Source organism: Paenibacillus sp. FSL L8-0435 (assembly GCF_037965655.1).
In the GTDB taxonomy this organism is placed as follows: domain Bacteria; phylum Bacillota; class Bacilli; order Paenibacillales; family Paenibacillaceae; genus Paenibacillus.
Map to the genome: position 1 here is coordinate 536912 of NZ_CP150185.1, position 26536 is coordinate 563447.

Consider the following 26536-nt stretch of genomic DNA (forward strand, 5'->3'; position numbering starts at 1 on the left):
ATTAGGTTGAAAACGAAAAGACACGTTCTGCACACCGAGGGTGCAGCAGAACGTGTCTTTTTTATCTGTAAATCTGTGCGTGGTCTATGTAGGGTGACTAGTGTTCGGCGACCAGCACTTCTTTGTAGTGTTTGTACATATATACACGCCAGCGTACAATCATGCCAAAAGCCAGCAGGAAGAACAATCCGCCTGTTTGCGGAATACTTACATATCGCTGAATGACTTCATGCAGGATCAGGCGTACGGCCAGCAATCCAAGCAAGATAAAAGCAAAGCTGCGAGAACGTGTGGCAAAAATTTCTTCACCTACTCGTTCAAACCGTGTACTGCGAATGAGGGGATAGGAGAAGAGGAACCAGCCCACCAGAAACGCAAAGAATGCCCAGAGTAGAGGAACATGTGTTGCTGGTACAACAAACATGAGAAATCCTGTGCTCATGCCGAGCGGAGGAATAAGGATTTTACGAATGGTCACCGGTCTGTGACTGGCTTTCATGCGGATGAAGATGGCAAGCAGTGCCATGACAAGCATGCCCACGGTTGCTCCGATTTGCAGGTAGTACGGACTGATTTGAGCCACGTAGAACTCCCTCTTTCTGGAATAATATGTTATCCGGAGATCCGGAACCCAATACGAATTGCCGGAATTTTCAGTTCCTATTATATCACAAACGCAGAAAGCCGATAGAAAGCTTAGTGTATCATATACCCGATATGTATTCACAGGGTGTATTTGAAAATTTTGTATTATTGTGCCCGTTGTAAGGCCGTTTATTCGATTAAGGGGAAATCATGCAATGATTGGACAACAATGGATGTATATCAAGCTTATCGGTTCACATCAATAGTGAGAATACGATCGTACAGCGAATTGATTGTCTGCTGGATATTCAGTATGCACGCTATGAGGTTCTCATCATTAATGATGGATCAGAGGATGGAACAATGCGGCGTCTAAAAGAAACCTATGATCTGATGCCCATTCGGAGTAAAGTTCATTATTCGGGACTCGGCCAGGAGACAGCTCAGATTAAATGTGTCTACCAATCCAGGTTACATCATCGTCTGGTTGTGATCGACAAGGCGTATGGTGGACGAATGGACTCCCTGAATGCAGGCCTGAATATCTCGCAATATCCTTATATCGCCTCTGTTGGACCCTGGACAGTTCTGGAACGGGATGCATTGGTGAAGATTATGAAACCCTTTATGGATGCTCTCCCCGGAGAAGAGGTTGTTGCTTGTAGTGGACGAGTAGATCTCATGGCCCCCAGAAATACAAATCATACAGATTTAACGTATAACAGCACAAGGCCTACGGACAGTACGTTGTATGTAATGCAGACCATTGAATACGTGCGTGCTTTTTTGATTGGTGGTGTGGGACTTGTTCGTTACAATATTAATGTGCTTTTATTTACGTCTGAAGTATTCGGTATATTCAAAAAGAACCGGGTGTTGGAAGTTGGAGGTTACAAGCGCGATGACCAGGTCGCTCACATGGAACTGGTGATGCGGTTACAGAAACATATGAAGCAGATTCGGGAACGTGGCCGTATTATATATATTCCCGATCCGATCTGCAGGGTAGAAGTACCCGGTACATGGCGTCAGCTGTCCAGACAGCGTATCGGTTGGCACATGCAGCTTGCAAGCAGTCTATGGACTCAGCGGAGCATGATCTTCAATCCGGCCTATGGCTGGATGGGGATGGTATCCATCCCTTATTTTATTTTGATCGAATTGTTGGGGCCTGTGTTGGAACTGGGAGCGATCGTGCTGTTCATTGCAGGCATAGGGCTACAGTGGGTGGATATTAACCTATGCATCATTCTCGTTCTGCTGCTGACCCTCTATGGTTCCTTGTTGTCCGCAAGTGTGGTGATGTTCGAAATATGGTGTTCACGCAAGGCATATACGTCCCGAGAGGTGACACGTCTGCTGTTGTATGCATGTACGGAGACGTTCTGGTTCAGACCGCTGAATAACATATCCCGTATATATGGCATGTTGCAGGCTATGGGATTGCGGAAGGCAGAGGAAAAGGACAGCAGACATGGATTAGGGTAATCTAACGATCGATCCTGACAATACCTTGGAACAGAGCAAGGAGGAATACGCTTCATGAAAAAAAGTTACAGGCCAGCCACGATGTGGACGTTGGCTTGTTTTACAGTGGTATCGGTGGTGCTGGTTGTCCCCTGGGTTATGTGGCAATCCCAGGCCCCGGTTCCGCTTAACATCATGATTATTGACAAGAGCAGACCTGACCAGTCCTATCAGGGGCACAAGGGATTGGTCTGGCTGCTGAATCAGCAGAAGATCGTACAGCAAACAGGGGAACACTATTCCTATGAAGAGGATTATTACGGTTATGATCTTCAGGACGGGCTTCCTCGGATGAAGCGATTGTTGCCTGATGAGGTGACGGACACGGATCTGATCTATCTGACGGCGAATCGAAGTAGTCTGTCTGCACAAAAGAATGAACGGAAGCAAGACGAAATCTATGAAGAATTAACAATATATGATGTGCAGAAGATTCGCGAGGCTGCGTATAAAGGCGTGACGATTGTTGCCGAATACAGTGCATTGGCGAATACGGCTTCCAAGATGACAAGAGAGCAGCTATACCCCATCTTGGGTGTGGACAGCAGTGGATGGCAGGGGAAATCGGTATCTAATCTGCAAAGTATACAAGAAGTACCCCGCTGGGTTAGGGCGCACTATGAGCAGCAGGAGAAGAAGAAATGGCATTATCGCGGAGCGGGTATGCTGCTGATCCATATGGATGGACAGGTCATGGTACTGGAGAAAGGTCCGGATGTGAAGACAGGCAATATACAGATTGCATTTACACCGGAAGGCAGCGATTGGAGCGGTATAACCCAGGATATACATTACAATGGCTGGTTCGATATCATTGTGCCGCAACAGAAGAATTCCATACTGGCCTGGTATAAGACGGATCTTACGGAGACAGGCGAGCAGAAGCTGGTGGATGCAGGAATTCCTGCGGAATTTGCTGCACTTGTCCGCTATGACGACTATAATCGGTCATATTACATGGCAGGGTCATTCGGAGAGATGAAGCATTATTCCTTCTGGCGCCGAATCCGGGGTTGGGAGGTCGTCCGGTCCAAACTTACGCCAGATCAAAAAGGTATCCCGGACATGTTCTACTGGAAGGTGTACGTGCCCGTGATGAAGCATATTTTGAAAGAAGTGCAGGATGGACGGCAGCAATGGCCATAGATAGGCTATCGAGAACCGTTTCGATGGAAAGAGGGAAGCCAAAGTCCATTCCAGCCTTCGAGAGGAACGAGAGATGTACATAATAGAGAAGTGCGTCGTTGTGAGTGGCAAAAGTGTAATTGAGAGACAGGGCGAATCAAGTAAGGATCAGATTGCCAAGTGAAATGGGATTGGGACTGGGGAGAACGATACGTTTCAGACTCTTACCACTGAACAACGGGAGTTGTAGCTAGATCCTCAACAAGAATCATCCCGCTGCGGCGTAGATGCAGTGTGATCTATAAAGATTCGTATTAGAACAAGTACTAAAACAAGCACTAAAGTGTGCATCACGATCAGGGTAAGCTCCGTATCGGGAATCGTCTCAATGTGTGCACTGAACGGTAGCTTGATCTATACATGAATAGTATTAAAGCTTGTACTAGTATGTGCATCACGATCAGAGTAAGATCCTTATCTAGCCGTGTCCCGCTATGATGAGTGGACGAGTGTCTATGACATCGTGATCTGAAGCACTGTATGTAGCACGTTCTAACGAACTCAGCGCATCTTATTTGGCCTAATTTGGGTACGTTGGTAAATGTAACGAATCACAGACACGTTAAATGAACACAAGCCGATGAAAGATGAATTCAAAGTGGATGTTAATTTGCTAAAAGTCATCGGCGTAACTATAACATTATTACTGTCCAATCTATGGGATGTACCAGTACACCGCAATGAAAAAGGACTGCAGATCCTCTGCAGTCCTTTTTCATGATGCAATGCGTGCCTCAACTAGTCCTGATGAAGATGCCGGAGTCCGTGCAGGAAGGCGGATATGGTCAGACGCAGACTTTCGTCTGGATCAAAGTTCATGCCGAAGCCGCCCTGTGCCTCAATGGAGGCAAATCCATGGCAGAGGCTGCGCAAACCACGAACGGCGTGCAATGCTTCCGCTTCGGTGAGCGGGTAGGGCTGCAAGCTGTACAGCAGCAACTCCAGCGTAGCTGTGCTGGCCGCGGCGAGCTGTGGCTCCTCGCGATCCGGGGCATGAAATGAGGCTTCGTACAGCCCGGGGTGCTCGCGGACGAAGCCAATGTATGCCGCAGCGATGGCCTGGATGGCATCATCGCCAGTGCGGTCAGCGATAGCCGCGGTTAATGCGCGGCTAAGCTGTTGTACGGACATCAGCGCCATTTCCTGGCGAAGCCCGGGAAGTCCGCTGATGTGGTTGTAGAGCGACGGCGAGCGCACATCCAGCCGCTGTGCCAACGCGGCGAGTGTCAGCGCCTGAAAGCCGTCGCTGTCAGCAAGCTGGGCGGCGGCGCTGAGCAGAGCGCCGCGATCCAGCCCTTGCCGGGGGCTCACAGATGCCCCCCGGCAAGGCCGAGCCGCTGCTGTGCATCAGCGGCTGCCGCGCGCATGGCGGCCGCGGGCTGGCGCAGCATCCGTCCGTGGCCTACCGCCAGCACGGACGGTTCCAGCTCCGCCAGGCGCTTCGCGCTGGTCAGAGCCGCTTCGCGGTTCCACGTCGCCAGCGCGGGGAACGGGAAGAGCGGGCGCATGCGGCCGGATACGGCAAGGCCGCCTTGCAGCTGGTACGCGTCGCCAGCGATGAGCACGCGGCTGCGCGCATCCATGAAGGACATATGCCCCGGCGTATGTCCTGGTGAGGCAATGGCGACCAGTGAACCAATCTGGTCACCGTCATCCAGCAAGTGGTTTGGCTGGGTGCGCACCGCTTTGGGCTTAGGCACGCCGCCGCGTACCGGGGTTTGTGGCTCACCGGGAAGAAGGGAAGTATCACCCGCCAATAACCGGGCATCCCGTCTGGAGATGAAGACCTCGGCTTGGGGCAGTGCCTCTTTGAGACGATCCAATGCACCAATATGGTCGCTATGCGCGTGAGTCAGAATGATCTTGGTAATGGGCTTTCCAAGGGACTGGGCAGTTGCCAAAATCCCCTTAAGACTGACCGGTATTCCGGCATCAATCAGCGTTAATCCATCTTCCTCTTCAATCAGGTATACGTTCACAGGGAAAAGTCTTGGGAAAAACGTAACTTGAACGACATCAAATTCTCGGGTAATACGCATCGTTAAACCCTCCTTAAAACTAATGGTATTAGTATCATAACTAATGACATTAGTTTTATCAATACCTATTGTTCATTTTATTCAAATAAAAAAAATTTAAAATAATGATGCACTTTACAAAAAAAGCGTTTTCAAATTGAGGATTACCGATTATAATAATCACGTAAGCCCTTTCATATGTCTATCTTATTGGAGCCCTTCGCGTAGCGAAAGGCTCACTTTTTTGTTCTTTTTGGATAAAAATGAAGACAGGATGTTCATCCTAGCTTAATTGTGTTGATGAGCTGTAAGTATTGGTATAACAGGAAAAATCACGTTTGATCTCCATTCGGGATGAAAGTTGACAAACATAACTGTTATTCATATAATGACAGTTATACTTACCTTGGGTTGGAGTTCATCGGTGTTGTAAGCCGGGAAGGAGTAAGTTATGAACAGCGAATTTACCATAGCGGTGCATTGTCTTGTTTTTCTGTCGATGAGAAATGAGTGTATGGCCAATAGTGAAGATTTGTCCCAGAGTGTGGGTACACACCCGGCCAGAGTCCGTAAGGTACTTAGTGTTCTGCGCAAACATGGTTACCTGACGACGAAGGAAGGTGCTCATGGTGGGTACTTGCTTAGCCGTCCAAGTGAAGAGATCAAGCTGGGAGAATTGTACAGACTGGTAGCTGGTGGTTCACTCGGTCCCAACTGGTGCTCAGGGGAGTCCGGTTCATCGTGCGTAGTATCTTCCAATATGCAGGATGTGATGGGGAACATATATAACGGAGGCGAAGAGGCGCTCAGCGCTTATTTTGACCGTATATCCATTCAGGATGTGAAAGAGCGCATAGGTCATGGGGAAGCGATAACCCTGTCGCTGTATGGATTGCCTGCAAAGGAGAAGTCCTGACGGAGTCCACAACGAATGGTCCTTCATGACATGGCCTTGGTTGAGTCAGGCATGGTGGACAAGTTATGGCATTGGCGTGTGCTCCGGTGAAAGATCCATTGATGTTCTCAGGCGATTCCGGGCATAACGTGAACACAGATGGGGAGAGATTATCTGCGCTGATGTTATTTTCGGAAGGCAAATCCTTGGGAGAGTAGTATTCTTCAAGATTACCTTGCGAAAGTAAAGAAGTATAAACAAACTAGATTCTGGGGAGTGGAACACATGTCAGGCATTGAAAAAAATGAAACACTTCGCGTTATTAGCGAACGCCATGCTGTCAAAAAGTACGAAAAAGGTTTTGAATTGCCTGAAGCTGATCTCAATGCGATTCTGACAGCAGCAGCGGAAGCACCATCTTCATGGAACCTGCAACACTGGAGATTCCTCGTAATTGAATCTGAAGCAGACAAAGCGAAATTGCTGCCAGTTGCTTACGGTCAAAGTCAGATCGTGGAAAGTTCGGTTACGATTGCTGTTCTTGGAGATTTGGAAGCAAACCGAAACACCGTAATCTACGATCAAGCTGTTGAGGCAGGCGCACTGACTGCTGAGGTTCGTGACGCATTGGTTGGACAGATCAACGGTGCTTACCAAAGCCCGCAAATCGCTCGCGATGAAGCGATCCGCAATGCATCTTTTGCTTCCCAAAATATTATGCTTGCTGCACGCTCCCTGGGTTACGATACATGTCCAATCGGTGGATATAATCCACAAAAACTGATCGAAACATTCAACATTCCTGCACGATTTGTGCCAACGTTGTTGATTACTGTAGGTAAAGCTGCACAGCCAGCTCGCCCGTCAGGACGTTTACCGTTGTCTGAGGTTGTTGTTAAAGGTTCTTTCTAAGTTAGAAAGTTAAATCTGATGATTGCATCAGTGATATAGGTATAAATAACGGTATAATACAAACGGCCGCACTTTCCTGTTGAGGGAAGGTGCGGCTGTTTGGCATACTGCTTCCACCAAGGAAATATTACTCCTCAGGTGTTTCCGGGATTTGTGGTGCATGGAACGATTCCATGTACTCGATTGCGTTATACATCATCACTGCTGCTTCGGCACGAGTAATCGTTTGTTTGGGATTGAAGTTGCCGTCGGCATCCAGTTGATTGATTTTGAGAACGAGTGAACGCTGAATGGCACCTTGATACTCTGGCGTAAGTTCCTGTTCGTCGGTAATGTCCACAGGTTTGATATTAATCATCGGCAGACCGCCTTTGGCCTCGATGCCTTGCATCAGAAACAGTGTGAATTGTTCACGAGTAAGCGGTTTGGACGGATCGATATCCTGTGACATCTGAATGCCATTATATTGTGCACGGATAAATGCATCACTGTACCATACGCCATCTTTTACATGAGAGAAGTGATCACTTGGCAGCGGCTGTTTGATAAAACGAATCGTGTCCAGATTCAGATTCAGGCCGTCCGCAATCAGTTGAATGCCCTGAGCGGTATTTAACTCCAGTTCAGGTTTGAACAAGCTGTCGCTCACGCCTTTGATGAATCCATCCTGATGGAGAGATTCAATTTTGTCTGCTCCTGCGATACCTTGAATATCCGTGAATTGGGCTTGCGCAGCGTTGATCGGGCCTGCACTCAGAGACAGCGTGAGCAGAGCTCCCGCAGTTAATGTAGCAAGTATATTTTTTTTCATGAAAGGTGCGCCTCACTTTTCCAGGGATGATCCCTTTATATAAAAGTTATTTGCCCCTATAGACGACCCTTCTGTTCAAAAAGTTGCTGGAATTTTCCAACGGAATTCATAATCATTCAGAAGGGGCTAAGTGAAGACACTGCCTTTAACCTTTGGATTTATTTCGATAATCCGTGGGTGAACGTCCCATCATTTTGCTGAACAGACGGGAGAAGTAGTAAGGGTCCTTGAATCCAAGCTCGGAACTGATCTGCTTCACGGTCCAATCGGTAAAATCCAGATAGCGGCAGGAATGCTGAATCTTAAGCCGCAGGAAATAATCGATGGGCGAATGCCCCGTAGCTTGCTTGAATAACTGAGAGTAATGAGGGACAGACAGCCGCGCGTGTGCCGCGAGTTCCTTGAGCGTGATTCCATTCTCCAGGTGCTCCAGCATATATTGAACGGATTGTTCAGCCGCCCGTTTGCTGCTCACGATCCCACCATCTGTCCCTGTCGTCTCCGGTCCATAAGCCAGCATACCAAGCATATAACCGATAATCTGGGAGGCATACGTCATCGTCTGTATGGAGTAACCCGTCTCTAACGCGCCGTAACATTCATGGAACAGCTCAAGCCATTTCTGAGCCTTGGCCGGTGGCATGGTAGTAATATGATGAGTTAACAAGGGTTCTATGTAGGATAAAGCGTGTTCCCCGCGCAGATGAATCCAGAAGATGCTCCATGGTTCAGCTGCGTTGGCACCATACACATGAGGGACATGTGCAGGTAATATAACGAGGTTTCCCGGGTTGACATCATATGTCTTGCTGCCATCCATCGTATACCAGCCTGTGCCTTGGACACAGTACATCAGAATGTGTGATTCACAACCATCGGGACGGTCACGGTAATGATGTTCCGCTTCGTGAAAGTAACCGATATCGGTTACGTATAATCCGGACGTGACCGGATAAGCTGCGGTTTCTTGCAGCAGGGCGTCCGGAAGCACAATGAGTTTTTGCATACGAAATCCGTCAGATTTACGCTGTAGGGGTGGTCTGTTGTTAGGTCTCATACTTTGTATTATGGTGAGAGGGGATAAGGGAGTCAATGACAGATATGAGAGTGCACACCGGGGTTGTTATCGATTTAGAAAGCCACGTTATAGGACAGGAAGTGAAGCAGTTGCCCGTGAATTGGGTAAGTACATACCAGTGAGAAGAATCAGAACAGTGAATATATAGGATAAGGGAGAGATATAGTTATGGAACCAGTCACAACTCAGGAAACGTTTTTCTATACAGGTACGTATGCGTCAGCGGATGAACCCGGAATATTCCTATGTGCGTTGAATGCGGATACAGGAGAGATGCGAATCGTCAATCACATGGATGGTGTGGATAATCCGTCTTATCTGGCGCTATGCCCGGATGGAAACTGTCTGTATGTGGCGAGTGAGAAGGACGAGGGAGAGGTACTGGTCTATCGGAGAGATGCGGCAACGAGTGAGCTGCACCTGATGGATAGAAAACAGACCAGAGGAGCTTCTCCATGTTATGTGTCTGTCTCCACGGATGGTCAGTGGGTGTTCTCATCCAACTATAGCAGCGGCAGTGTCAATGTATTCCCGGTTGGCGATCAGGGGACGCTTGGTGAGATGAGTGCATGGGTGGAGCACACGGGAAGTGGAATCAACGAAGAACGCCAGGAAGGGCCGCATGCACACTCCATTCAACCAGATCCGTCCGGGCAGTATGCTGTCGTATGTGATCTCGGTCTGGATCAGATCATTGTGTATCGGTTGGAAGAGGGACGTCTGGTTACCCATCGTGAGATGGATCAACCACCAGGCGCAGGGCCAAGGCATCTTGTGTTCCATCCCAACTCGAAGTGGGCATATGTAATCAACGAATTGAACAACACGGTTACGGCATTCCTGTACGATGAGCGCAGAGGGGAGTTCACTACGGTACAGCACATTTCCACACTTCCAGAAGGGCATAAAGGAGAGGGGACAGCTGCGGACATCCGTGTATCTCCATGTGGACGCTTCCTGTATGCATCCAATCGGGGAGATGACAGCATCGTGCTCTATCATATTGACCAAGAGAGCGGTAAGTTGGAAGCCGTAGAGTGGACGTCCACGATTGGGCAGACACCGCGTAACTTTAATATTTTGCCAGGTGGGATTCTGGTTGTGGCGAATCAGGACAGCAATAACCTCGTAGGTTTCCAGATCAGTGAAGAAGACGGACGCCTGACGCATAACGGGTTCAAGCTGGAACTGCCTCGTCCGGTATGTATTGCGCCTGTGGTGTAAAAGTGGTCTATAAGCTGTGAAATCATGGAGAAACACATGGTTTTACAGCTTTTTTAGTCTTTTTATGCGAATAACTTGAAAATAGTGGCAATTATCACATTTTTTTATTGACCATCGTTTGAACGTTCATTATGATCAGGATATATAGGGATAAAACCTAAAATCTGGATGTTGCACGAAGGGTGGTGCTTTCCTTGATACCTGCAAATTCAATTCGGGAGCAATTAACCCAGTATATCGATAAGAACAGCATGACGCTCTCCCGATTCTCGGAAGTATCTGGCATTAATACAGGCACAATTAGTCGTATTTTACATGGAAATCGTCCCATATCCGTGAGTCAGTTGATTGCGATATCATCAGGAATGGGCGTGGCAGCAGATCATTTTTTTGCCGACTATGTGGAAGAATGTTTTGCTTATACCGTATCTATGCGGCGGATCAGACCATTTATTCTCAGAAGTGCGGAGTTGAATCGGCTGGACTGCATCGAGCAGATTCTTTATCGGCTACTGGACGACCTGGATTATGCGACAGAACTATTTGAGATGGCTGAACAATTATTTGAACAAAATCAGCGGTCTGCGGCGGCGTTGTTATATAAGAGTGTGAGTGAAGTTGAGAAATATCAGCATTCCGAACGGCTTGCCATGTGCCAGTATCGCATGTTTCTAATTGGACAAGGTGAGAACCTGGAGGAAAATCTAAGGATGGCTATCTTGTTCGAGCCCTATGTTGACCGGTTGGATGAGGGATACCAACTTGAAGCCTTCAAAGATCTAATTCATGTTTTTGGCTCGGTAAATAAATGGAGCGAAGTTAAATATTTTGCTGACAAGATGTTACAGTTAGCCAAAATTCAATATAATACAATTAACATTTCGGAACGACAAAATCAGGAGTGGAAACTAACAGTGCGGCCACTTTACTTTTATATACTATATGCTTGGTTGATTCAGTTGACGGTATTTGAGGAGCAGGGAGACTATACTAAAGCATTAGAACTTGTGGGGCTTTATGCAAGTGGACAGAGCTGGGTGCGGGAGGACGATGATGAGTCTCGACGTGTGCTGAAGCAATTCGAAGAATGGGCAACGGCTAATAAGTATCTCTATCAGATGTTATCTGGAGATATAAATGTTGTTAACGAATATGCAAATTACATCACACAATACCCGGATGAGATATTTTTGGCATTACGTTACATCATCCAGGCAGCGAATAAGTTTAACTGGAATATTGATGATATTTTAGAGCGTTTCTCGGATTACATTCCTTTACGTACATACAAGACAGAGTTTGGACAATACAATTCTTCAATGATGAATCAAAATTATGCAAAACTTCTAGGGGAATTGGCGATATACTATTTAAACCACAATCGCGATGTTGCAATAAGTCGAATTTTAGAAGGATTGAACTTCTCTATTCAAAAAAATAATGATCTCAATTTCATTAAATATGTAATGGCTTTTCTTGAAAAAAGCTTTAGCAGTGAAAATTTTGAAGACAAGGAAAAGCTTAAATTACTAATTAATGAAATGCAGCGAATTAATGCTTAATAACAAGTACTTTAGTTCTGAATCTATTTAGCATTATGATTACACTGTAATATACTTTACGAAGCCAAAGGAGAAATCCGTTGGCTTTTTTCATGTACCAACCATTCAATTACTAAATTAGACCTATAGATGGAATTATATGTTTAATTTAAAATGAATATATTAAAGCGCTTACATAAAAAGATGGCGCTACAAGGGCATCGGGCTTACCAATACAATTGGGGAGGCAATTGTTTATGGGAAATCGATCATCATTGTGGAAGCGCACATTACGTACAGCGGGAGTATCCCTGCTGAGTTCCGCGTTACTGATTACTTCGCTTGGCCTTGGCAACACGTCGGTAACACATGCAGCGGGTCCAAGGCAGATGGAATATCTGGATCGCGGTGTGGTGGCTGTGAAGACCGGGACAGGTGTGTTTGTCAGTTGGCGGCTTATGGGAACGGAAGGGTCGAATGTATCGTTTAACGTCTATCGGGATGGAACCAAGGTGAACGCTACGCCCATAACAAACAGCACCAACCTTCAGGATGCAAGCGGGACAAGCAGTTCCAAATATACGGTTCGCGCTGTCGTCAGTGGAACGGAGCAGGCTGCTTCAGCGGCAGCGAGCGTATGGGGCAATAACTATCTATCTGTACCGCTCAGTGTACCCGCAGGCGGGACAACGGCCGATGGAGTAGCCTACACCTACAGTGCCAACGATGCCAGTGCAGGTGACCTGGATGGTGATGGTGAGTATGAATTGATTGTGAAGTGGGACCCTTCCAACTCTAAGGATAACTCCCAGAGTGGTTATACCGGGGAAGTGTTTATCGATGCCTACAAATTAAACGGAACACGCCTCTGGCGGATTAGTCTGGGCAAAAATATCCGAGCCGGCGCTCACTACACCCAGTTCATGGTCTATGATCTCGACGGTGATGGCAAAGCCGAAGTTGCGATGAAAACAGCCGATGGCACCAAGGATGGCACTGGCGTAGTCATCGGGGATGCAAGCAAGGATTACCGCAATTCCAGCGGTTATGTGTTGTCTGGTCCCGAATTCCTGACGGTTTTCAATGGACAGACTGGCAAAGCACTCTCCACGGTGAACTACGAACCGGCGCGTGGCAATGTATCCAGTTGGGGGGATAACTACGGCAATCGGGTGGACCGATTCCTTGCCGCCATTGCTTATCTGGATGGAGAGCGCCCAAGTCTGGTCATGGCGCGTGGGTACTACACCCGCACAGTGCTCGTGGCTTATAACTGGCGTAATGGACAGCTGACCAAACAATGGACATTTGATTCCAATACCTCCGGTAACTCGGGTTATGCCGGGCAGGGCAATCATAATCTGAGTGTGGCGGACGTAGACGGAGATGGGAAAGACGAGATCGTTTATGGTGCCATGGCAGTGGATGACAACGGCAAAGGATTGTACACAACAGGACTTCATCATGGCGATGCCATGCATTTGAGTGACCTCGACCCGGATCGCCCTGGACTTGAGGTATTTCAGGTTCATGAGACGCCATCCAATGCCGGAGTGGAGTTCCGGGATGCAGGTACAGGCCAGTTAATCTGGGGAGTCAAAACAACGAAGGATATTGGACGCGGCATGGCAGCAGATATTGATCCAAGATATAAAGGCGCTGAAGTATGGGCAGACGGCAGTCTGTATACGGCCAAAGGGCAGAAACTCGGGACAACTCTGCCGTCCTCCACGAATTTTGGGATCTGGTGGGATGGGGATCTGCTTCGTGAACTGCTGGACAGCAACCGAATCGACAAGTGGAATTATGCCAACAGCACAACGATGAACCTGCTCACCGCTTCCGGCGTATCTTCCAATAACGGAACCAAGTCTACGCCGAATCTGCAGGCCGATCTGTTCGGGGACTGGAGAGAAGAAGTGGTATGGCGGACGAATGACAGCTCAGCACTGAGGATCTATACCACAACAGCAGTTACGGACAAACGCATCTATACGCTGATGCATGATCCGGTGTACCGACTTGGCGTCGCTTGGCAAAATGTAGCCTACAATCAACCGCCACACACTGGTTTTTATCTGGGAGAAGGCATGAGCACACCACCGGTACCCAATATTCGGTATGCGGACAGATGAGAATGGACAACGTGTAGCCGTCCATTACCGATTAGGTTTACAATAGCCAGCGAAGTATGGGATTCGCTGAAGGGAACAACGGACGCTGGTTCGTTGTTCCTCTTTTTTTGCCAATAGCCCAGAAATACGGTAAAAATCGGAAAAAACGTTTGACAGGTATATAGACTGCCTTTATTATACGTATATAACTTACTAAACAGGTAGGAATAATAAAAACGAATCTGTTTTCATTGTGAAAACGATCATTTTACAGACAGATGCAACCATGCAACCTGAACAGAATAACGTTCTCACCGTATAGACGGAGGAACACCGCAGCGCATCCTTTTCAGATGGAGCATGCACGGCCTTAAGCCGGCATGACTTTATGGGGAGAAGTGCGCGGGGGTTCCTCCGTCTTCTTGTTTTTTATGGGGCGTTACATCCTGATCAGCCGGCCTGAGGTAGTCATGCAGATCTATATCGGGGGAGTGTATTTAATGAAAAAGAGAATTCACAAGGGTATTCTGGTTGGTCTGGCACTGGTATTAACAGGAGTTCTGGCAGCATGCGGATCGGATAGCGGGGGGTCCAGTGCGGCAGGAACATCGGGGGGAGCGGAAGGCGGCAAGGAAGGGGCCAAGGCCATCGAACTGCTGAATGTTTCCTACGATCCAACACGGGAACTCTATGAGCAATATAACAAAGCGTTTGCGGCGCATTGGTTGAAAGAGAAAGGCCAGGAAGTGACCATCAAGCAATCTCATGGGGGCTCGGGCAAACAGAGCCGTTCTGTTATTGACGGGCTGGATGCAGACGTGGTGACGCTGGCATTGGGATACGATATTGATGCGATTGAAGATAAAGGTCTGATTAACGAAGGCTGGCAGGACAAATACGAGCATAACAGCGCTCCTTACACCTCTACGATTGTATTCCTTGTGCGTAAGGGTAATCCAAAGGGCATCAAGGACTGGGATGATCTGATCACAGGGGATACGCAAGTCATCACCCCGAATCCCAAAACGTCCGGCGGAGCACGCTGGAACTATCTGGCGGCATGGGGATATGCCCTTAAGCATAATAACAATGATGAAGAGAAAGCGAAGGAATTTGTTGGTGAATTGTTCAAACATGCGCCTGTACTGGATTCCGGTGCTCGCGGATCTACGACAACGTTTGTTGAACGTGGCATCGGTGATGTGCTACTTGCTTGGGAAAATGAAGCTTTCCTATCGGTAAAAGAGTTGGGTCCGGACAAATTCGATATTGTCGTGCCTTCGGTTAGTATCTTGGCTGAACCACCGGTTGCGATTGTGGATAAAAATGCAGACAAAAAAGGAAGCCGCGACGTGGCGGATGCCTATCTGAAATATTTGTACAGTGAAGAAGGACAGACAATTGCCTCTGAAAATTATTACCGCCCAACGCTGGACAGCGTGGAGGAAAAATTCAAGGATCAGTTCCCGGCGCTTGAACTGTTCACGTTGAAAGATGTATTCGGTACATGGCGGGATACTCAGGCCAAACATTTCAATGACGGTGGTATCTTCGACCAGATCTATGTTCCAGGCAGCTAAGGTTATTCTGTTCAATGAACAACCGATCAATCGCGCTGTGAGCGGCCAACCAGCCTTGCCGGCTGAAGGCAGAGAGGATGAACGTGCATGAGCAAGGTGATGGTGGCGCGGAGACGCACATTGCCGGGATTTGGATTAACGATGGGTTACAGTGTACTCTACCTGAGCCTGGTTGTACTTATTCCACTGGCTGCGCTGTTGTTTAACTCCACAGGGCTGACGTGGGCAACCATGATTGAAGTTGCAACTAATCCCAGGGTGCTGGCTTCCTTCCAGGTCAGCTTCCTGACGGCAGGTGCAGCGGCGCTGATTGATCTCGTGCTGGGACTACTCCTGGCATGGGTGCTTGTTCGGTATGAATTTCCGGGCAAAAGGCTATTTGATGCGGTCATTGATCTGCCTTTTGCCTTGCCAACGGCAGTAGCAGGGGTTGCTCTTACGGCGATCTATGCCGGCAATGGCTGGATTGGGCAGTTTGTAGAGCCTTTGGGCATCAAGCTCGCTTATTCACAGGCCGGGATTACGCTGGCGCTGATGTTTATAGGAATTCCGTTTGTAGTTCGCACGGTGCAACCGGTGTTGGAGGAGCTGGAGGCTGAGGTGGAAGAGGCGGCTGCCACACTGGGGGCAGGAAGATGGCGGATATTCCGTACCATTCTGCTGCCAGATCTGATCCCACCGCTGCTGACGGGTTTTGCTCTGGCTTTTGCCCGGGGCATTGGCGAATATGGCTCGGTTGTATTTATCTCAGGCAATATGCCGATGAAAACGGAGATTGCTCCCTTACTGATCATGGCCAAGCTGGAGCAGTTCGATTATGCAGGCGCTACAGCTGTAGCTTTGCTGCTGCTTCTGGTTTCTTTCATCCTGCTACTGATCATTAATTCCTTGCAACGTTGGAGCCGAAAGGCGGGCAGAGCATGACAATGAGGCATGGTGGAATAAGTATATTAAAAGACGTCACTCACCGAAACCAAAGGAGGTGCAGCATATGGCGGGTTCTATCCCACTGAGCCCTGTTCCACCCGTAAAGACCAGGCGTGGAACTAATCGTGCAACAACGGAGGCTCGATGGGTCAAATGGTTGTTAATCGGACTGGCAAGCCTGGTACTCATCTGGCTGCTTATTTTGCCACTGGCCATTGTGCTCATGGAGGCGTTGAAGCAGGGCTGGGTTGTGTACATCGCGGCTCTTACCGAGCCGGATGCCATGTCTGCACTGAAACTCACGTTATTGGTTGCGGCGATTACAGTGCCGCTGAATACGATATTTGGTGTGGCCGCTGCATGGGTCATTACCAAGTTCCAGTTCAAGGGCAAAGGACTCATGATTACCCTGATTGATCTTCCCTTTTCCATCTCGCCTGTGGTGGGCGGGTTGATCTTTGTATTGGTCTTTGGTTCGAATGGGTGGTTAGGGCCGTGGCTGTCCGAACATGATATCAAAATCATTTTTGCGCTGCCAGGCATTGTGATTGCAACGCTGTTTATTACCTTCCCCTTCGTAGCGAGGGAGCTGATTCCACTAATGGAGGACCAGGGAACCCGGGAAGAGGAAGCGGCGGTTACACTAGGTGCTTCCGGGTGGCGAATCTTCTGGAGTGTAACCTTGCCCAACATCAAATGGGGGCTGCTGTACGGCATTATTCTGTGTAATGCCCGTGCTATGGGCGAGTTCGGAGCCGTATCTGTGGTATCCGGGCATATCCGCGGGGAGACCAATACGTTACCCCTTCATGTCGAGATTTTGTATAACGAATATCAATTCTCGGCTTCGTTTGCTGTAGCTTCCCTGCTCCTGATTCTGGCTCTTGCCACGTTGCTGCTCAAGAGCTGGCTTGGACACAAAGCCGTCTCAGAAAAGTGATTTTGAGAAGAAGAAAATACAGATTGACAGCTACTGGAAGCCCTGATAATGTATAAACCAAGTATATAGGTTGGAAAAGAATGATTTATAAATCCGTTGGATGACAGCGTACTTAGGAATATGGCGGGCAATAGCCCGAGAAGAGGAGGCAGCTCTATGGCTAAGCCGTTAAAAGTGGATGAGGTATGGTTGGACCGAATTGCCGGACAGCTGAATGACATGGAGTTTGGTTCATTGCATATCGTAGTGCACGAAGGTCAGATTGTGCAGATGGAGCGGACCGAACGCAAGCGTTTTGAGAACACGCCCTCAGGCAGCGCCTCCAAATCCGGAAGCACGGCACGAAGCAGTTCAGCCCGTTCACTACGCGGATCCAATGCGAGTGCAAAGGGATAGCGAGTGACACGGCGTCAGGAAACGAGAATGGGTGCATAGGAACACAAATGTATACTTTTCAGAAACTCATGGGAAATGCATGTTCCAAATCATCCTATCTATTGTGCGCGACTTGTCTCCATATGCTCCTTATACCAATGATTCGCTTCAAGCAGCACCTGTTGCCCACCTGCATCCATGACTTCTTCCACAAAGGTATCGAAATACCCCACAGGCTGATCGCCAGTGATGATGGAGATGTACGCTCTGTCTCTCATGCGAATCAATTCAGATGAATATTGAATCAGGGCAGGGGTTGCAACCTCCAGGCGATTATAGATACCATTCTCCGTCAACCCTGCAGATGCAGCCCACTGTTCACGTTTATCCGAGGGTGTACCTGGAACCGTCATGCCGATACTTGAGCCGATCCTATTAATATAATTCTCCATTCTGTTGTATGGGTAAAGTAAATGGAACGAGTTTGAATCTTCAGCGCTCCAATTCCAGTGTTTTCCTGGAAGGCCATACTCCATTTTGATCTGCTCCTCCGGATCGGGGTTGGCACTTACATAATCGAGTATCTCCAGAATTTCCTCCAGTTTTCCCGGCTCCTTCGCAGCCTCAGCACCTATAGCAATAAAATTCATCAGCAGATTGTTCCCTTTTGAACCGCTATGTCCATCAGGACCAATAACAGGAGAACCAAATACAACTTCTGCAGTTGCGTTCTTCTGTAACAGCTCATTAACATTGAACGAGGCTCTCACTGGGGTTTCTTGACCATTTTCATTAAGGACACTGTAGTCTCCCTCTTGATTCCAATGATAGTAGTTGCCCATTGAGGTCATCCCAATTTTTCCATTAATAAAAGTATGGGATAGATGTTTATATCCACCTTTATTTTCGCCGGTTATAAACTCGGGGTCAATAATCCCGTCCTGATACCACTTTTGCATATAAGTCAGGGTTTTTTTCATCTCAGGCTCCAAAGCGCCGATCACGAGTTGGTTGTTTTTTTCATTAAAATATAGTTGCTCGGTGAAAACGGACTGTCCAAAAGCGCCAAACACGACATTTAAGCCCTCTCTGGATAGGCCATACGTATCCTGTTTACCATTTCCGTCCGGATCATCTTTGGCAAAAGCATACATAACCGTTTCAAATTCATCTAATGTCTTCGGAACCTCCAGACCAAGCTGCTTAAGCCAGTCCTCTCGGTATACAACAGGAGTTCGATAGATATTGGTCTGATTAATGACCGGAATTCCATATAAGCCACCGTTTATTTTTCCATACTCTAAATAACGTGAATCATAATCGCGAATTCGCTGCACGATATTTGGCGCATATTGTTCAAGGACTTCTGGGGAGATTTCCGCTAATACCCCTTGCATTTGATATTTAAGCAGATCATGCGGTTGTCTGATTCGAAACAGATCGGGTATCTTCCCTTGAGCAAGCTCCAGGTCCAGCAGTTCCTCGTACCGCTTGTTCTCAAGATTCCACACCTCCAGATCGACATCAAACTGATCCTCAATATATGCAATCATCTCCGCGTCCACAGGAACAGCAATATTTTGATGCATGGTCCAGGATATCGTATATTGCGGTACTGTCTCCTTCTCAGGACTTTCCAAATGGTCCTGCTGTTGCACTTGTGATCCTTCCCTGTTTAGAAAGGTACAACCGTTCATCAATCCTATAAGAATAGATGTAGCAATCAATAGACATAGCTTTCTTGACAGGTTAAGGTTCATAGCAGCTCCTTTACTAATTTTAAATTCTATATAGGTTCAATTTAACATTTACACAATAACAGCGATCGGAAGGTTGTTCTGTCATCGGAGTGTCCGTGTAAATATTCCTAATTGAACCTATATAGATCCCTGTTCCATTAGACTGCGCATGAAGTTTTTTGGTGTACAGCCGTGAATTTCTTTGAACTTCTTAATGAAATAAGCAGGGGTACGGTAACCGACCGAACTTGCGACCTGCTCAACTGTAATTTCGCGTTGTGTCATGAGTTCCCGTGCGCGTTCCATTCTCTGATTCGTAACATATTCGGAATAAACAATCCCGGTTTCTTCCTTGAAAAGTTTACTGAGATATTTAGGGCTGATGAATACTTGCTCTGAGACATGATCCAGCGTGAGATCGCCCGATAAGTGCTCGTGAATATAGGCTTTGACAGCCGAGATGGTATCCACACTTCGTACCTCGCTGCGCTTCTCCATCTGCATCACAAATTCGGTCACGAGATGAATCATCCATTCCGAATAGCGGTTGATATTGTAGAACAATGAAAGTTGCTTGTACATATTCAATGAACTCGCCTCGGCGGGTTGCAGGCGCACCTGATTAATACACTCCGCGTAAATAGATACCGTTTTTAATAATATGATACGGCTGTATTCGGCGGAATAGGGGCCTTCCTTTATTGTCGCGACCAATTTCTGAATGGCCTCAACCGTACCTTGCACATCCCGAGTCTGCAATTTCTTTTCAAAGTTGACGAGGTATGACTCCGGAATTTCCAAACTGCTGGCTTCCCTGTTCAGAAGATCAAGATCCTGAATGGCAGACTGCTCGGGAAAGAAGTAGCTGTAGCGAATCAGGATATTCGCCTGATGATAGCTTGTGTGAATCTTCGTGAAGTGTTCTACCCATCCGCCTAACGATAGTACAAATTCCAGGCCAAATCTGCTGCTCGCCTCAGCGTGAATAAAGTCCACAATGTGATCAGAGAGCGGTTCTTCGGGTTGGTTGGTACAGATGATTACTGCTATTTTGTGATCCTGCAATTCCTCTGCCAGTAGTTGAGTTTCATCCATTTCTGTGAGCTCCAGTTGCTGGATCATCGTATACAACGTATGCTGCAACTGTCGTGGCTGCAGATCCTTCCACTTCTCATTGACGGGGTCAATGACGATGCAACGGAAGCGAGAGTAAGCCATTGAAATGTGAACAGACTGGAGCTGTTCTGAAAGTTCCTCGGGTGTAAATCGATTATTTAACATATTAAGCATGATACTATGCTTAATCATTCTGTGATTGGCCTGTAAGGTTTCTTCAAGACTATCAACTTTATTGGACAGACTGTTAAACGTTGTATCGATGAACCGATATTCGTCTTGCTTTAAGCTGGTTGGGCTGTCCATCCGGCTCTTGATGTTATTCATGATTCGCTTAAGAGGACTATAGTTGGCCCTGGTAAAAATGGAGGACATCACGATCCCAACTGCGACAGCCAACAAGCCAAGAAAAACCGAAATTTCTTTTAAGCTATCCAATTTATAATAGAAGCTTTCATTAGGTGTGGTTGTGTATATTCTCCATGCATTTCCTTTAAATTGATCTTGGGTGACGACATGAGAGTCATAGTTAAATACAGGTGCGAAGCTCTCATCTGAAGAATGATAGGCAAGGAGCGACTGCGTTAGATTCTCCTCCGTGGAGCTGCCTATCAACGTTTTGTCCGCGGCAGATATGACGGTTCCGTCCTGATCGATGATTAATGTATTTGCATAGTCAGCAGGGATCATATTTTTAATGATCTGACTGATCGCTGATTCTTTGATATCAATCGCAATCATGGCCTTACTGTCTTGTCCAGACGATTGAAACGGGTAACTATGGACATAGGAAATTAGATGACTCATATTGCCCTGTTCCCGTGATTCGATATAAGCATCCTGAGGCACCATGCGAGTCTTCATCCATAAGGAGCTTTCTGGAGTCTCTTTCATCGCAGCAATCCAATCCGTCGTATGATCCACACTCGAAGGCGTGTCCTCATAGAGCAATAGCCCATATACAGATGAGACGATGAAGTGGTTCCTCGTATCGTACACATGAATAGCTTCAATGAGATCCGAATAATTTTGCACCATATTTTTGAGGGACTGTTCGATGTCCAAGATTTTGCTATGGTTTCCTTTTAAGCTATCTAAATCGATACTTGCTGCGTTACCGAGTGCCAGGGACAGATAGACCTGATTCACCTTCTGGATCACGGAGCTCTCAATAGTATTGACGGTGCTTTTCAGCGAAAGTTGATTATTGATTCGAATCTCTTTGCTGTATTGATGGGAGAAGAAAAGGTATAGAATGGAGCCGAAAAGAAGCGCAATGACAAGAACGACTGCAAGGTAGGAAAGAACCATTTTGGATCTCACAGATTGAAATGGCTTATGCATTCTTTTTCCCCCTTCATGTCTCTTTTCTAAACAACTTCATCATTATATAGCAGGCCGAGGACTAGAAATCATGTTGATCGAAATTTAACAAACTCCCACTCCATAATTTACTTTCAGTTAATAAAGCGTTTACAAAAGTAGGTATTTTAATTGATAAAGTAGTATCTAACTCCATTTTCTTGGCATATAAGCTCCGAAACGTACGATTTTGATATAAAACGGAATTTGTTCTATAGATGCGAAACGCTCCCTAATGCTACAGTAACGGCAGATCAGACATCTGTATAGAGTCTTTCTTACTCATTTGCAGATGCAGAAGCAAAAAAATAATTTACCATAACGGGAGCGTGTATTTGCAAGCCATGAGAAAACCACTTAAAAAGTCACTGGCATTACTTCTAATGTTGTCTATGGTAGGTCCGACATTTGCAGAGAAGAGTTTTGCAGCCGATCAGAAGATTCAGTTCTCTGATATTAAGGGACACTGGGCGGAAGCAAATATTCAAGCATGGGGTGATGAAGGATTAATTCGAGGTTACCTGGATCATTCCTTCAAACCAAATACGTATATTACCAGAGCAGAATTTATGAATTTGGTAAACGGTGCTTTTGGATATTCCGGACAAGCTAAAATTACCTTTAACGATGTGTCTGAGAGTGCATGGTATTACGAAGCAATTTCTATTGCAAATGCGAATGGATATATAGATGGATACACCGATGGCACAATGAAGCCGCAAGATCCGATTACCCGTCAAGAAGCAGCTAAAGTGATCGCTGGCATTTTGAACTTGGAGTTAAATGAAACAGCAGCGAATGTATTTAGCGATTCATCGTCTATTGCGGCGTGGAGCAAGGGAGCGGTAGGTGGAGCGGCAGCAGCGAAAATTATCGCTGGTTATGCAGATGGAAGCTTCAAACCGCTTAATTCCATTACTCGTGCCGAAGCGGTGTCTGCGCTCGTTAAGGCTGTGGAAACAGATGCTACTACAGCTGCCAAACCAGCTAAGCCAAAAGGAACGGCAACCGTGCTGAATGTTAACCCCCCAGCAGATGAAGCTCGGTTGTCCGCCGTGAAGCACGGAGCCAATGCTGGAGACGACACCTTGAAAAATATTGCGGAAACCAATCCATTTATTGATATTTTGGACGGTTTTGATCAAGTATGGTCCATGAACCAAGCGGATTGGCGAGATGGAACAGCGGCAACCAAAATTGGAGCTGACGGAAAAAATGCAAAGTATGGAGATGGACCGTCCCCTTATTATGACGGATTTAAAAATGACCCAACCGTAGCCGTCGCTGATCAGAAAACATATGCAAATGAAGAGATCCGAAACAAAGCGACTTGGGAAGCCAATATCAAATATGTCGAAAAGGTCACGCAAAACCGCACGGGTGAAGAGGCTTTGGCAGCCTACTATGATGACCAAAGAGATAAGATCTATAGCGTGATGGAGGGCTTTGGTCCGTTGGCTAACACGTATGTAGATATCATCAAGCCAAAGACCAACGTTGAACGAACGGTGGACGAGATGAATGTGGTATTGACCGAAGAAACAGTGGAAGATGAAAGCCAAGGTATTGGAGATTGGGATGAAAAAACGGAGCTTTCAGACTTGGTTAATTTGGTTGATCTGGTTCGATTCAAAATTCCTGCCTCATCTAATCCCTCTAAATATTTCTACTCTTCCCCAAGACCGTGGAGAATGAATTCCAATGGAGAAGTGAAAGAAGTTGTTGACAGCAAAGGATTGCCTGTATGGGAAACCATGGGCGAAGGTGAGAAAAAAGAAGTACCTTTGGCTTCAGGCGGCACCAAATCTACAGGAGAAAAACATTACCAGCAATACGAAACCAACGTTAAGCTTATTCCTGCCTTAAGTTATGTCAAACGAATCGCTGAGGATGGAAGAGGAAAAGATGGCGGATTTCCGAGCGGACATACCAGTGCAGCTTACTTATCCGTATTTCCTTTGGCATACGCTACACCAGAACGATTCGCTGAATTGTTAACGAGAGCAGCTCAGTTGGGAGAGAATCGAGTCGTAACGGGGATGCACTCGCCGCTTGATGTTATAGGAGGAAGAATACAATCCACAGCCATGGCTGCATATGCACTTAATCAGGCTGAGAACAAAGATGTGTTAGAGAAAGGTTATGAGAATGCCGGAGAAGTATTTGGAGCTGCAGCCAAGGAAAAAAATATGAGTCTGTATGAGTATGCACACACCGTAACTGAGGATTACACGTTCAAGAGTGCTTATGATGAACACAAATGGGAAGATCATGATGCCAATAAAGCCTTCTATAGAGAAAAGATGACTTACGGTCTACCACAAACCGGAACCAAAGGTTTGGCTCCAGTTGTACCGCAAGGAGCAGAAGTCCTGTTGGAAACGCGTCAACCGTATTTAACAGATGAGCAACGCAGACAAGTGTTGTATACAACATCCATTGACTCTGGATATCCTGTACTGGATGAATCCAAGGGCTGGGGTAGAATTGATCTGGTCACGGCTGCGGATGGATACGGTGCATTCTTGAACAATGTAACTGTGGATATGGACGCTTCCAAAGGGCGCTTTAATGCAGAAGACTGGTGGAGAAATGATATTACCGGTAGTGGAATGCTTACGAAAAAAGGAACAGGAACCCTTACATTGACAGGGAAAAATAGCTACACTGGCGGAACATTACTGCAAGCAGGAACGCTGGTAGCCGAATCTGAAACTGCTTTTGGTACAGGTGATCTGTATGTAGAAAATGGAACAGTTGTCGTTGATGTCGACGGCGCACTCAACTTAAATAGAAACTTTACCATGGATAACAGTACGTTGGAATTGGTAGTGACTGATAACAACAGTCAGCTGAATGTCGGCAGAAAGCTCTATATTGATGGAGGAAGTCTCAAACTCGACTTGTCCAAGCATAAGATTGAAGGTTCCAAAGATATTACGTTAATCACGGCTAATGGAATCACAGGTGAATTCGACAGTGTAACGGCAGATGGTTATGACGTGACTGTCACGTACGAAAAGGGCCGCGTCATTGCACATGTTGTAGCCAAATAAGTGAAGTAATTATCCATGATATAAAGTGACTAAAGTATGTTACACATGCCACTTCGATGACAGAATAACCTTCCGATCATTCTTCGCAAGACAAAATTAGTAATATAGAAAAGGGCTGAAGCTACAATGTAGTTTCAGCCCTTTTTGCGTACAGACTTGCAGAATTTAAAGCGTGTCTTCAAACTTACTGAAAGCCGACGCTTACATGAACGGGTCCAGAGTAGGGAAGCATGCTGCATACTCTGCATACTGAATGTACGAGCTAGCGATCAGGATGTCGCAAAGGCGATTCTCCTATTTTCTTCTATTAATGAAAATTTTCGCTTTGTACGAGAGGGACACGAGGTTGTCCTCTCAGTGCGCTTGGAACAGAGCATGAGCAGGGAGTGAGCGCTAACGAATCTGAGACACGTTATATCGAAATGTACGGCGTTTTAGAGCGTTTTTATCGAGCGATTTTGGGAAATAACGTGTCTGAGGTTCTTTACAATTTTGGGACACTGACATCCATCATCGTATAACATGCCGAGTAAGGAGACATGACCTGATCAGTGAAAATCCAGCGAGGGAGGACCGAGTCTCCTATCTATCTAAGTTTAATCATACGGAAGCGGCTGGATGCGTAGGTTATTCTTCGGTGTTGGTACCAGATGTACGACGTGTATTCCCTTCCAGTTCCGTAGAGACTTGCTTTGTTGGTTCCAGATCCGTATGTCCTGCGTAGGGGCGATCACTTCGAGAGCGTGTCCCAGTCAACCCGAAACCAGAAGTAAATATAATCAGCTGTAATCCAAGGGCGTAGGGCGCAGCAGCAGGTCCAATCAGATGGAGCAAGGAGCATAGTGCGATCAGCAAGGAGAGCATTTTGGTTACTGTACTTGACCTATCGCGTCGTGGGCTGGCCCAGAGCAGGTAACCATATATTATGGTGATCATCAGGGAAATCGCGCGAATCCATGGCAAGATGCTGTCCCATGAGTCCACAGGGACGTCCAACATTCGCTGACGAAATACCAGATCTGTAATCAGAAACCCTGTGGCCGCCAGTGCGGCTGGTTCGGCTATGGGCCGAAGGATGGTCCAGACCGCTGTGCCCCAATGATCTGCATAAGTCTCCCGGCTGAGTTCATCCGATAATACGGTGCATTCCCGTTCCAGTGCTCTGTGCATCAGGCCAAGTCGGGCAGAATCATGATCCTTAATACAGTCACGGATCTGGTCCTGTAGCTGAGGGGATAGGTAAGATGCAGCTTTGCAGGCTAACATTGCTGTTATCAGATCGTCATGTTCGTGTTCCGATCGTTCATAATTCCGATTTTCCTGGATGGTAAGTTGTCCCAAGAGGGCTGTACTTATGTATAATGTATCTCGTATCCTTCTCATTCGCCTTTCGTGGCTGCGGCGAACTTCAGTGGCAGACCATATGTATATCCCCAGAAGCAAAGCCATGACTCCAAACAGCACAGCCACAGTGCCTGGGCGCGATGTTAGATCTTCAATCCAACGTTGAAACACACTTGTTCCTCCTTTGCACCAACTTCACGTATCATG

General features: G+C 46.9%; 21 protein-coding genes. 13 read left to right on the top strand and 8 right to left on the bottom strand.

From position 1 onward, the window contains the following. Window positions 1–97: 97 nt before the first annotated feature. Window positions 98–583, bottom strand: coding sequence for a cytochrome c biogenesis protein CcdC (locus tag NST33_RS02580; protein WP_036607484.1), 486 nt, complete (start codon window positions 581–583; stop codon window positions 98–100). A 221-nt stretch (window positions 584–804) separates the two neighbouring features. Here NST33_RS02580 and NST33_RS02585 point away from each other — a divergent pair, with 221 nt between their 5' ends. Then, on the top strand, window positions 805–2073 hold the full coding sequence (locus NST33_RS02585) for a glycosyltransferase family 2 protein (protein ID WP_339306636.1): 1269 nt from the start codon (window positions 805–807) through the stop codon (window positions 2071–2073). Window positions 2074–2127: 54 nt separating this feature from the next. Then, window positions 2128–3258, top strand: coding sequence for a hypothetical protein (locus NST33_RS02590; protein WP_339306638.1), 1131 nt, complete (start codon window positions 2128–2130; stop codon window positions 3256–3258). 777 nt (window positions 3259–4035) lie between these two features. Here NST33_RS02590 and NST33_RS02595 read toward each other — a convergent pair. Together NST33_RS02595 and NST33_RS02600 are read right to left on the bottom strand one after the other, a co-directional pair. Further along, window positions 4036–4608: a TetR-like C-terminal domain-containing protein gene (locus NST33_RS02595; RefSeq protein WP_221823731.1), complete on the bottom strand. Its 573-nt coding sequence runs from the start codon at window positions 4606–4608 to the stop codon at window positions 4036–4038. Next, window positions 4605–5336 (bottom strand): MBL fold metallo-hydrolase, encoded by a 732-nt coding sequence (locus tag NST33_RS02600; RefSeq protein ID WP_221823729.1) that lies wholly within the window; start codon window positions 5334–5336, stop codon window positions 4605–4607. The genes NST33_RS02595 and NST33_RS02600 overlap by 4 nt, the downstream gene beginning before the upstream one ends. A gap of 430 nt (window positions 5337–5766) precedes the next feature. Between NST33_RS02600 and NST33_RS02605 the strand changes: the two genes are divergently transcribed. The 3 genes from NST33_RS02605 (at window position 5767) to NST33_RS02615 (ending at window position 7122) form a co-directional block, all read left to right on the top strand. After that, a complete protein-coding gene (locus NST33_RS02605) occupies window positions 5767–6231 on the top strand; it encodes an Rrf2 family transcriptional regulator (RefSeq protein WP_339306640.1) in 465 nt (154 codons plus the stop codon). A 65-nt stretch (window positions 6232–6296) separates the two neighbouring features. After that, window positions 6297–6428: a hypothetical protein gene (locus NST33_RS02610; protein WP_260632933.1), complete on the top strand. Its 132-nt coding sequence runs from the start codon at window positions 6297–6299 to the stop codon at window positions 6426–6428. A gap of 67 nt (window positions 6429–6495) precedes the next feature. Beyond that, complete coding sequence (locus tag NST33_RS02615; RefSeq protein WP_076215923.1) at window positions 6496–7122, top strand: nitroreductase family protein; 627 nt, start codon at window positions 6496–6498, stop codon at window positions 7120–7122. Window positions 7123–7249: 127 nt separating this feature from the next. On the opposite strand, the gene NST33_RS02620 is transcribed toward NST33_RS02615, so the two are convergent. Together NST33_RS02620 and NST33_RS02625 are read right to left on the bottom strand one after the other, a co-directional pair. Next, window positions 7250–7933 (bottom strand): S-layer homology domain-containing protein, encoded by a 684-nt coding sequence (locus tag NST33_RS02620; protein WP_221823728.1) that lies wholly within the window; start codon window positions 7931–7933, stop codon window positions 7250–7252. Between the two features lie 145 nt (window positions 7934–8078). Next, complete coding sequence (locus NST33_RS02625) at window positions 8079–8939, bottom strand: AraC family transcriptional regulator (protein ID WP_221823726.1); 861 nt, start codon at window positions 8937–8939, stop codon at window positions 8079–8081. Window positions 8940–9179: 240 nt separating this feature from the next. Here NST33_RS02625 and NST33_RS02630 point away from each other — a divergent pair, with 240 nt between their 5' ends. The 7 genes from NST33_RS02630 to NST33_RS02660 all read left to right on the top strand — a co-directional run bounded on the left by NST33_RS02630 (window position 9180) and on the right by NST33_RS02660 (window position 17733). Then, entirely contained in the window at window positions 9180–10235 is a 1056-nt protein-coding gene (locus NST33_RS02630) for a lactonase family protein (RefSeq protein WP_221823724.1), read from the top strand. Between the two features lie 335 nt (window positions 10236–10570). Beyond that, window positions 10571–11797 (top strand): transcriptional regulator, encoded by a 1227-nt coding sequence (locus tag NST33_RS02635; protein ID WP_339306643.1) that lies wholly within the window; start codon window positions 10571–10573, stop codon window positions 11795–11797. A 368-nt stretch (window positions 11798–12165) separates the two neighbouring features. After that, window positions 12166–13911 carry a rhamnogalacturonan lyase gene (locus NST33_RS02640; protein WP_221823757.1) on the top strand — a complete coding sequence of 582 codons (1746 nt, stop codon included), beginning with the start codon at window positions 12166–12168 and terminating at the stop codon, window positions 13909–13911. Window positions 13912–14390: 479 nt separating this feature from the next. Beyond that, on the top strand, window positions 14391–15470 hold the full coding sequence (locus NST33_RS02645; RefSeq protein WP_221823720.1) for a sulfate ABC transporter substrate-binding protein: 1080 nt from the start codon (window positions 14391–14393) through the stop codon (window positions 15468–15470). Between the two features lie 87 nt (window positions 15471–15557). Continuing rightward, the gene (gene cysT, locus NST33_RS02650; RefSeq protein ID WP_145325621.1) at window positions 15558–16394 is read left to right on the top strand and encodes a sulfate ABC transporter permease subunit CysT; all 837 of its coding nucleotides are present in this window, start codon (window positions 15558–15560) and stop codon (window positions 16392–16394) included. A gap of 67 nt (window positions 16395–16461) precedes the next feature. Next, window positions 16462–17337 carry a sulfate ABC transporter permease subunit CysW gene (cysW, locus tag NST33_RS02655; protein WP_221823718.1) on the top strand — a complete coding sequence of 292 codons (876 nt, stop codon included), beginning with the start codon at window positions 16462–16464 and terminating at the stop codon, window positions 17335–17337. Window positions 17338–17493: 156 nt separating this feature from the next. Beyond that, entirely contained in the window at window positions 17494–17733 is a 240-nt protein-coding gene (locus NST33_RS02660; protein WP_036607453.1) for a YezD family protein, read from the top strand. Window positions 17734–17831: 98 nt separating this feature from the next. Here the strand turns inward: NST33_RS02660 and NST33_RS02665 are convergent, their stop codons facing one another. Next, entirely contained in the window at window positions 17832–19370 is a 1539-nt protein-coding gene (locus NST33_RS02665; RefSeq protein WP_313771495.1) for an extracellular solute-binding protein, read from the bottom strand. 219 nt (window positions 19371–19589) lie between these two features. Then, window positions 19590–21911, bottom strand: a complete 2322-nt coding sequence (locus tag NST33_RS02670) for a helix-turn-helix domain-containing protein (protein ID WP_221823714.1) — start codon at window positions 21909–21911, stop codon at window positions 19590–19592. Between the two features lie 362 nt (window positions 21912–22273). On the opposite strand from NST33_RS02670, the gene NST33_RS02675 reads away from it, so the two are divergent. Beyond that, window positions 22274–24985, top strand: a complete 2712-nt coding sequence (locus NST33_RS02675; protein ID WP_260632932.1) for an S-layer homology domain-containing protein — start codon at window positions 22274–22276, stop codon at window positions 24983–24985. A gap of 627 nt (window positions 24986–25612) precedes the next feature. On the opposite strand, the gene NST33_RS02680 is transcribed toward NST33_RS02675, so the two are convergent. Further along, window positions 25613–26500, bottom strand: a complete 888-nt coding sequence (locus NST33_RS02680) for a hypothetical protein (RefSeq protein WP_221823710.1) — start codon at window positions 26498–26500, stop codon at window positions 25613–25615. Between the last annotated feature and the right edge of the window lie 36 nt (window positions 26501–26536).

What these genes read in the sequence shown, in the direction of transcription:
- NST33_RS02600 (WP_221823729.1), bottom strand. Translation starts at nt 5,336, where the DNA reads ATGCGTATTACCCGAGAATTTGATGTCGTTCAAGTTACGTTTTTCCCA.
- cysT (WP_145325621.1), top strand. Translation starts at nt 15,558, where the DNA reads ATGAGCAAGGTGATGGTGGCGCGGAGACGCACATTGCCGGGATTTGGA.
- NST33_RS02630 (WP_221823724.1), top strand. Translation starts at nt 9,180, where the DNA reads ATGGAACCAGTCACAACTCAGGAAACGTTTTTCTATACAGGTACGTAT.
- NST33_RS02640 (WP_221823757.1), top strand. Translation starts at nt 12,166, where the DNA reads ATGGAATATCTGGATCGCGGTGTGGTGGCTGTGAAGACCGGGACAGGT.
- NST33_RS02615 (WP_076215923.1), top strand. Translation starts at nt 6,496, where the DNA reads ATGTCAGGCATTGAAAAAAATGAAACACTTCGCGTTATTAGCGAACGC.
- NST33_RS02660 (WP_036607453.1), top strand. Translation starts at nt 17,494, where the DNA reads ATGGCTAAGCCGTTAAAAGTGGATGAGGTATGGTTGGACCGAATTGCC.
- NST33_RS02675 (WP_260632932.1), top strand. Translation starts at nt 22,274, where the DNA reads ATGAGAAAACCACTTAAAAAGTCACTGGCATTACTTCTAATGTTGTCT.
- NST33_RS02620 (WP_221823728.1), bottom strand. Translation starts at nt 7,933, where the DNA reads ATGAAAAAAAATATACTTGCTACATTAACTGCGGGAGCTCTGCTCACG.
- NST33_RS02610 (WP_260632933.1), top strand. Translation starts at nt 6,297, where the DNA reads ATGGCATTGGCGTGTGCTCCGGTGAAAGATCCATTGATGTTCTCAGGC.
- NST33_RS02645 (WP_221823720.1), top strand. Translation starts at nt 14,391, where the DNA reads ATGAAAAAGAGAATTCACAAGGGTATTCTGGTTGGTCTGGCACTGGTA.
- NST33_RS02625 (WP_221823726.1), bottom strand. Translation starts at nt 8,939, where the DNA reads ATGCAAAAACTCATTGTGCTTCCGGACGCCCTGCTGCAAGAAACCGCA.
- NST33_RS02605 (WP_339306640.1), top strand. Translation starts at nt 5,767, where the DNA reads ATGAACAGCGAATTTACCATAGCGGTGCATTGTCTTGTTTTTCTGTCG.
- NST33_RS02590 (WP_339306638.1), top strand. Translation starts at nt 2,128, where the DNA reads ATGAAAAAAAGTTACAGGCCAGCCACGATGTGGACGTTGGCTTGTTTT.
- cysW (WP_221823718.1), top strand. Translation starts at nt 16,462, where the DNA reads ATGGCGGGTTCTATCCCACTGAGCCCTGTTCCACCCGTAAAGACCAGG.
- NST33_RS02670 (WP_221823714.1), bottom strand. Translation starts at nt 21,911, where the DNA reads ATGCATAAGCCATTTCAATCTGTGAGATCCAAAATGGTTCTTTCCTAC.